8 protein-coding genes are annotated in these 7,457 nt (G+C 65.8%); 2 read left to right on the forward strand and 6 right to left on the reverse strand.

Annotated elements, in window-relative coordinates:
• A partial coding sequence (locus tag L286_RS49770; RefSeq protein ID WP_021223349.1) for an anthranilate synthase component I family protein occupies positions 1-896 on the forward strand: 896 nt, incomplete at its 5' end.
• 192 nt (positions 897-1,088) lie between these two features.
• On the opposite strand, the gene mltG is transcribed toward L286_RS49770, so the two are convergent.
• The 6 genes from mltG to fabD all read right to left on the reverse strand — a co-directional run bounded on the left by mltG (position 1,089) and on the right by fabD (position 6,472).
• A complete protein-coding gene (mltG, locus tag L286_RS49775; protein ID WP_020820978.1) occupies positions 1,089-2,060 on the reverse strand; it encodes an endolytic transglycosylase MltG in 972 nt (323 codons plus the stop codon).
• 10 nt (positions 2,061-2,070) lie between these two features.
• Positions 2,071-3,330 carry a beta-ketoacyl-ACP synthase II gene (gene fabF, locus L286_RS49780; protein ID WP_025160514.1) on the reverse strand — a complete coding sequence of 420 codons (1,260 nt, stop codon included), beginning with the start codon at positions 3,328-3,330 and terminating at the stop codon, positions 2,071-2,073.
• Between the two features lie 179 nt (positions 3,331-3,509).
• A complete protein-coding gene (locus tag L286_RS49785) occupies positions 3,510-3,743 on the reverse strand; it encodes an acyl carrier protein (RefSeq protein ID WP_007689016.1) in 234 nt (77 codons plus the stop codon).
• A 236-nt stretch (positions 3,744-3,979) separates the two neighbouring features.
• Positions 3,980-4,720 (reverse strand): 3-oxoacyl-[acyl-carrier-protein] reductase, encoded by a 741-nt coding sequence (gene fabG / locus L286_RS49790; protein ID WP_020820980.1) that lies wholly within the window; start codon positions 4,718-4,720, stop codon positions 3,980-3,982.
• A 1-nt stretch (position 4,721) separates the two neighbouring features.
• The gene (locus L286_RS49795) at positions 4,722-5,528 is read right to left on the reverse strand and encodes a crotonase/enoyl-CoA hydratase family protein (RefSeq protein WP_025160513.1); all 807 of its coding nucleotides are present in this window, start codon (positions 5,526-5,528) and stop codon (positions 4,722-4,724) included.
• Between the two features lie 8 nt (positions 5,529-5,536).
• Positions 5,537-6,472: an ACP S-malonyltransferase gene (fabD, locus tag L286_RS49800; RefSeq protein ID WP_025160512.1), complete on the reverse strand. Its 936-nt coding sequence runs from the start codon at positions 6,470-6,472 to the stop codon at positions 5,537-5,539.
• 128 nt (positions 6,473-6,600) lie between these two features.
• Between fabD and L286_RS49805 the strand changes: the two genes are divergently transcribed.
• A partial coding sequence (locus L286_RS49805; protein ID WP_021223350.1) for a TolC family protein occupies positions 6,601-7,457 on the forward strand: 857 nt, incomplete at its 3' end.

The raw sequence follows: 7,457 nt of genomic DNA on the forward strand, positions 1-7,457 counted from the left end.
CCCCCCTGCCCGCGCCGTCCGCCCCGGCCAAGATCGCCGATGTCGCGGTGACGCCGGTGCTGGAGCCGGGCCGCTACGCCGCGATGGTCGAGAAGGCGAAGGATTATATCGTCGCGGGCGACATTTTTCAGGTAGTGCTGGCGCAGCGCTTCACCAGCCCGTTCACCCTGCCGCCGATTGCGCTTTACCGGGCGTTGCGGCGGGTCAATCCCTCACCCTTCCTTTATTATCTCGACCTGCCCGGCTTTGCGCTGATCGGATCTAGTCCGGAAATATTGGTCCGGGCGCGGGACGGCGAGGTCACGATCCGGCCCATCGCCGGCACCCGCCCACGCGGCCGGAATGCCGTCGAGGACGCCGCCAACCGCGAAAGCCTGCTGGCCGATCCCAAGGAACGGGCAGAGCATCTGATGCTGCTCGACCTGGGGCGCAACGATGTGGGACGGGTAGCGACGGCCGGCAGCGTGACCGTGACGGACAGCTATAGCGTCGAATTCTACAGCCATGTGATGCATATCGTGTCGAACGTGGTGGGACGGCTGGCTCCCGACAAGGACGCGCTCGACGCCTTGTTCGCGGGCTTTCCGGCAGGGACCGTATCGGGAGCGCCCAAGGTGCGCGCCTGCGAGATCATCGCGGAACTGGAGCCGGAAACGCGGGGGGCCTATGCCGGGGGCGTCGGCTATTTCGGGCCGGACGGCAATATGGATAGCTGCATCGTGCTGCGCACCGCCGTGCTCAAGGACGGCGTGATGCATGTGCAGGCAGGGGCCGGCATCGTCGCGGATTCGACCACGGAATATGAACAGCGGGAGTGCGAGGCGAAAAGCGGCGCATTGCTCGCCGCCGCACGGGAAGCAGTGGCATTGGCGCGCGAGTCGGGGTTTGGGCAGTAGGGCCGGCGATTGGCGGCGGCGGGCTATGGCCAATAGCTGACATTGCCCTACCGTCACCCCGGACTTGATCCGGGGTCCCGCTGCCTTGGGCTGGGCCGGACTCAGAAAGAAAGCGGGACCCCGGATCAAGTCCGGGGTGACGAATAGGGGAACGTCCGCTCCCCACCCAAGCGCGCCATCGGTCCGCTCACTTCAAAGCTCCCCCCTCGCCCGCCGGATTGCGAACCATTTGCGCACATTGTCATTATGCTCTTGCAGCGTGTCCGCGAATATATGGCCGCCCTTCCCGTCCGCGACGAAGTAGAGCGCCTTCGTTTCCGCCGGGTGCAGCACCGCCAGGATCGACAGGCGGCCCGGATTGGCGATCGGTCCCTTGGGCAGGCCGATCATCGCATAGGTGTTATAGTCGTTGACCGCCGCGATTTCGGATTTCCTGATCCGTCGGCCCAGGGGCTTGCCCTTGGTGATCGGATAGATGATCGTTGGGTCGGCCTGCAACATCATGCGCGCCTTCAGGCGATTGCCGTAAACCCCCGCGACGGTCGGCCGTTCCGAAGGCACCGCCGTTTCCTTTTCGACGATGCTGGCAAGGATAATGGCTTCCCTGGGCGTTTTCGCGACCGTGTTCGGCGCCCGCTCCGCCCACATCTTGGCGAGCGCCTTGCTCATGGCATCCTGCATCCGCTTCAGCACCGCCGCCCGGCTTTCGCCCTTGTCGAAGGCATAGCTGTCGGGCAGCACGCTGCCTTCCTCCGGCACCGGAATCTCGCCGGTCAGTTCCTCATTCGCCATCAACCGCTCATGCACCGATATGGAGGGCATGCCTTCCGGTATGGTGATCAGCCGGGTCAGCGTCCTGCCGCCCTGGAGGATGCGGAAAATATCGGAATTGCTGGCGCCCTTGGGGATCAGGAATTCGCCCGCCTTGATCGACTTGCCGCGGCCGAAGACCTTGGCCCGCGTGAGGAAGGCGTCGGCCGAGCGCACCGCCCCCTTTTGTTTCAGGAGAATGGCGGCGTCCGCGATGGTCGAACCTTCCGGCACGACCAGCGCGATATCCTTCATCGCCGGGCCGCTTTCGGTCCAGCCATGGACGAAGCGGAACGCTACGAACGCCGCGACGGCCAGGCCGATCAGCACTATGCCAAAGCCAAGCCGCCGCATTGGAGCCTTCTCAGACCGCCTTCATGATGAGGGAGGCGTTGGTGCCTCCGAAACCGAAGCTGTTGTTCAGCACGGCCCGCACCTTGCGTTCCTTGGCGACATACGGGACCAGGTCGACGCCCTTGCAGCTTTCGCTCGGCTCGTCGAGGTTCAGCGTCGGCGGCACGATCTGGTCGCGCAGCGCCAGGATGCAGAAGATGCTCTCCACCGCGCCCGCGCCGCCCAGCAGGTGGCCGATGGCCGACTTGGTCGAACTCATCGACATGGTGCCCAGATGATCGCCGAACAGCCGCTTCACCGCGCCCAGCTCCAGCTCGTCGCCCAGCGGCGTCGAAGTGCCGTGCGCGTTGACATAGTCGATGTCGCCCAGGCCCAGGCCCGATTTCTTGAGCGCCATCTCCATCGAACGATAGGCGCCATGGCCCTCCGGATGGGGAGCGGTTACGTGATAGGCGTCGCCCGACAGGCCATAGCCGACCACTTCGGCATAGATTTTCGCGCCGCGCGCCTTGGCCCGCTCATATTCCTCCAGCACGACCACGCCCGCGCCCTCGCCCATGACGAAGCCGTCGCGGTTGACGTCATAGGGCCGCGAAGCCTTTTCCGGGCTGTCGTTGAAGGCGGTCGAGAGCGCCCGCGCCTGCGCGAATCCGGCGATGCCGATGGGGCAGATCGCGCTTTCCGCGCCGCCCGCCAGCATCACGTCGGCATCGTCCAGCGCGATCATGCGGGCGGCGTCGCCGATGGAATGGGCGCCGGTCGAGCAGGCGGTGACGACGGCATGGTTGGGGCCCATCAGGCCATATTTGATCGAAACCTGGCCGGAGATCAGGTTGATCAGGCGGCCATGGACGAAATGCGGGCTGACCCGGCCCGGCCCACGGTTCGCCAGCACCAGCGATTCGCTTTCGATGCCCGGCAGGCCGCCGATGCCCGAACCGATGGAGCAACCGGCGCGCAGCCGTTCCTCCTCGCTCATATCGTCCAGGCCCGCGTCGCGCAGCGCCTGGCTGGCGGCGGAAATGCCGTAGACGATGAAGGGGTCGACCTGCCGCTGGATCTTGTGATCGACGTCCAGCCCGGGGTCATAGCCATATTCATGATCCGCCGGCTTCACTTCACAGGCGATGCGGCATTTATACTCGCTGGCGTCGAAGCGCGTGATCGTCGCCGCGCCGGACTTGGACGCGATGATGTTCTTCCAGGTCGTTTCCACATCCCCGCCGAGCGGGCTGACCATGCCAAGGCCGGTTACGACAACACGACGCATATGCTTGCTCCGAAAAATCTTTTTGGCTCAACGCCGCCCATCTAACCCTTCGAAAGGGGATTGTGAACGGGGGCCAGATACCAAAAGGCTCCCCAAGACCCGGTTTCGCCGGACAGGAGGAGCCTTTTCCTTTTTCAAACGCGGCGGCCACCCGTTTTCAGGCAGGCCGCCGGACGCCCTTACTGCTTGCTGTCGATATAATCGATGGCGTCCTTGACGGTGGCGATCTTTTCCGCCGCGTCGTCGGGGATTTCGACGCCGAATTCTTCCTCGAACGCCATCACCAGCTCGACGATGTCCAGGCTGTCAGCGCCCAGATCGTCGATGAAGCTCGCATCCTCGGTCACCTTTTCGGCTTCGACGCCCAGATGCTCGACGACGATTTTCTTTACGCGATCCGCGGTCTCACTCATGAGTGGTCCTTCTTACTGGGTATCGTTGATGGTTCTGAATATCTGTTAAGGCATGCCCTAGAGGCAAGCCCAACGAGAGGCAAGAGGCAAGAGACAATCGGGTGGCATCGCCCCACCTGCGTTCGACTCTTCAGCCCCGATGGCACAAGGCGGCGGCTTTGCAAATGCCCAAAATTTTCGGGCGCGATGGAATAAAGCCGCAGCGTGGGACTTTGGGATCGACCGATCCTTCCCCTTCAGATCATCGCCATGCCGCCATTGACGTGCAGCGTCTGGCCGGTGACGTAACCCGCTTCCTTGCTGGCGAGATAGACCACAGCCGCGCCGATGTCCTCCCCCGCGCCCAGGTCGCCCGCCGGGATCTTCGTCAGGATCGCGCTTTTCTGCGCGTCGTTCAGCGCGTCGGTCATGGCCGAACGGATGAAGCCCGGCGCGACGCAGTTCACGGTGATGCCCCGGCTCGCCAGTTCCTGGCCCAGCGACTTGGACATGCCGATGATACCCGCCTTCGACGCCGCATAATTGGCCTGTCCTGGATTGCCGGTGACGCCGACGACGGAGGTGATGGAGATGATGCGGCCGAAACGGGCCTTCATCATCGGCTTGGCGGCGGCGCGGGCAAGGCGGAAGGCCGCTTCAAGATTGACCGAGATCACGTCCGACCATTCCTCATCCTTCATGCGCAGGATCAGGTTGTCGCGGGTGATGCCCGCATTGTTGACGAGGATGTCGATCTTGCCGCCCAGCGCTTCGACCGCCTGCCCCACCAGCGCATCGACCGCCGCCGGATCGCCCAGGTTGCAGACCAGCGTCTTGTGATCGCCGCCCAGTTCCGCGGCAAAGGCCTTCAGCTTCTCCTCATTGCTGCCCGAAAGGGCGAGCGTGGCGCCCTGCGCGGCGAGGGCCTTCGCGATGGCGGAGCCGATGCCCCCCGAAGCGCCCGTCACCAGCGCGGTCATGCCTGTCAGATCGAACATTCTAATCTCCCTTGAAGTTCGGCGTCCGGCGCTCGAAAAAGGCGTCTATCGCCTCGTCATGATCCGCCGTCGCATGGGCCAGCGCCTGCATCGCGCCCGCCATTTCCATGATCTGGTTCAATTCCGCCGTCTGCGCGGCGCGCAGCAGCCGCTTGGTCATGCGCGTCGCGTGCGGCGGATTGGCGGCGATCCTGTCCGCCACGGCCCGCGCCGCCGCCAGCAGGTCGGCGTCCGGCACCACCTCGCTCACCAGCCCGATGCGCAGCGCCTCCTGCGCGTCGATGGTCTCGCCCGTCAGCGCCAGTTCGGTCGCCTTGGAAAAGCCGACGATGCGCGGCAGCAACCAAGCCCCGCCATCGCCCGAAATGATGCCCAGCTTCACGAAAGATTCCGCGAATTTCGCTGATTGCGCCGCGATCCTGACGTCGCACATCAACGCCAGGTCGCAGCCCGCGCCGATGGCGGGGCCATTGACCGCCGCGATCACCGGCAGTTCAAGCGCCTGGAACAGCAACGGCAACCGCTGGATTCCCGCCCGGTAATTGCGCCGCGTCTGCGCGGGCAAAGCAGCCCGCAGCCCGCCCGCGTCGGGCCGCATCGCGTTCAGGTCGCCGCCCGACGAAAAGGCGCTCCCTGCCCCGGTCAGGATCGCGACGCGGATCGACAAATCCCGCTCCGCCTCCTCGAACGCGGCGCAGAGCGCATCGACCATCGCCGGATCGGAGATCGGATTGCGCCGGTCCGGCATGTCGAGCGTGACCGTCAGCACGGCCCCATCGCGGCTGGTCAGGACGGGAGCGCTGCTCATGCCGCCGCTCACAGGGTCCCCAGGGCGGCCTCTATATCGTCCATCGTCACGATGCTGCGCACGGTGGCGTCGGGCGCGATGCGCTTGACCATCGGTCCCAGCACCTTGCCGCCCAATTCGACGAACTCGGTCACGCCCGCGTCCCACATGGCGGCGACGGATTCGCGCCAGCGGACCCGGCCCGTCACCTGCTCCACCAGCCGCAACTTGATCTCTTCCGGATCGGCGATCGCGCTGGCCAGCACATTGGCATAGACCGGCAGCAGCGGCGTGCCGATCGCCGCCTTGCCCAGCGCTTCCTCCATCGCCTCGGCGGCGGGCTGCATCAGCGGGCAGTGGAAGGGCGCCGACACCGGCAGCAGCACGCCGCGCTTGATGCCATGGTCCTTGACCAGCGCCACCGCGCGCTCGATGGCGCCGCGATGCCCGGAAATCACCACCTGGGTCGGGTCATTGTCGTTGGCGACGGTGCACACCTCGCCCTCGGCGGCGGCATCGGCCAGTGCCTGAGCCTTCTCGATATCCGCGCCCAGCAGCGCCGCCATCGCGCCCTCGCCCACCGGCACGGCAGCCTGCATCGCCCGCCCGCGCAGCTTCAGCAGCTTCGCCGTGGTGCCGATGTCGAACGCCTCCGCCGCGCAGAGCGCGCTATATTCGCCAAGGCTGTGCCCGGCGACATAATCGCCCTTTTCCGCCAGAGAAAAGCCGCCCTCCCTCTGCATCACGCGCAGGGTCGCCAGCGCATTGGCCATGATCGCGGGCTGGGCGTTCTCCGTCAGGGTCAGGTCGCTTTCCGGCCCCTCCACCATGATGCGGAACAGATGCTGCGACAGGGCGTCGTCGACCTCCTGAAACAGCTCCTTCGCGGCCGGGCTGGCGTCGGCCAGCGCCTTGCCCATGCCCACCGACTGGCTGCCCTGCCCCGGAAAAAGAAATGCCCTCATCATCCACCTTCTGACCTGCGCGCCCCTGCAAAAGCGCAATTTTTCAAAGCCGTTACACTTTGAGACACAAATGCCGTTGAGGCGCCCGGCCCATTTCGGCAGTTCTCGTTGGAGGACCGCCTTTAACGATGACGGAGTATAAGGAAAAGGTGCGATATCGCTTTGGATGGATCACGGGAACCGCGCTGGTCCTGTCGGGCTGCGCGGCCGGCCCCGATTATCGCGCCCCCGCCCCCGCAGCGCTCGGCGTGCCGGCGGCCTATAGCCAGGGCGCCAGCGCTCCGCTGGACGAGGCGGAACTGGCCGCCTGGTGGACGCGGCTCGACGATCCGGCGCTGAGCGGCCTCATCGACCGGGCCATCGCCCATAATCTGGACATCGTGCAGGCGCAGGCGCGCCTTCGCCAGGCGCGGGAATCGCTGCGGCAGGCAAGGGCCGCCTTCCTGCCGCAGGCGAACGGATCGGCCAGCGGCGGGCGCAACTACAGCAGCCGGGATGCGGGCGGCCGGCTGGACCCCAGCGGCAATCCGATCGGCGGCGGCGGCTCCAACTGGTCGAGCAGCTATTCGGTGGGCGCCAATGCAAGCTGGCAGGTCGACCTGTTCGGCGAGCTTTCCCGTTCGGCGGAGGCTGCGCGGGCCGATCTTGCCGCTTCCGGATACGACCTCGCCAATGTGCGGGCGACGATCGTCTCCGAACTCGTCGCCAACTATGTGCAGGCGCGCCTGGCGCAGGGGCAGTTGCGCATCGCGCGCGAGACGCAGGCGATCCAGCAGGACAATTACAACATCGCCAACTGGCGGCTTCAGGCGGGCCTCGTCTCCTCGCTGGACGCGGAGCAGGCGCGGGCGCAACTGGCGCAGACCAACGCAACCGTGCCCCAGCTTGAGGCGAGCCTTCGGGGCAGCCTCAACCGCATCGCCGTGCTGACGGGCCAGGCGCCCGGCGAAGCGACCCGAAGCCTTGAAACCCCCGCCCCGATCCC

Origin of the sequence: Sphingobium sp. HDIP04 (assembly GCF_000445085.1) — a bacterium.
Classification (GTDB): domain Bacteria; phylum Pseudomonadota; class Alphaproteobacteria; order Sphingomonadales; family Sphingomonadaceae; genus Sphingobium; species Sphingobium indicum.

What these genes read in the sequence shown, in the direction of transcription:
- mltG (WP_020820978.1), bottom strand. Translation starts at nt 2,060, where the DNA reads ATGCGGCGGCTTGGCTTTGGCATAGTGCTGATCGGCCTGGCCGTCGCG.
- fabF (WP_025160514.1), bottom strand. Translation starts at nt 3,330, where the DNA reads ATGCGTCGTGTTGTCGTAACCGGCCTTGGCATGGTCAGCCCGCTCGGC.
- L286_RS49785 (WP_007689016.1), bottom strand. Translation starts at nt 3,743, where the DNA reads ATGAGTGAGACCGCGGATCGCGTAAAGAAAATCGTCGTCGAGCATCTG.
- fabG (WP_020820980.1), bottom strand. Translation starts at nt 4,720, where the DNA reads ATGTTCGATCTGACAGGCATGACCGCGCTGGTGACGGGCGCTTCGGGG.
- L286_RS49795 (WP_025160513.1), bottom strand. Translation starts at nt 5,528, where the DNA reads ATGAGCAGCGCTCCCGTCCTGACCAGCCGCGATGGGGCCGTGCTGACG.
- fabD (WP_025160512.1), bottom strand. Translation starts at nt 6,472, where the DNA reads ATGAGGGCATTTCTTTTTCCGGGGCAGGGCAGCCAGTCGGTGGGCATG.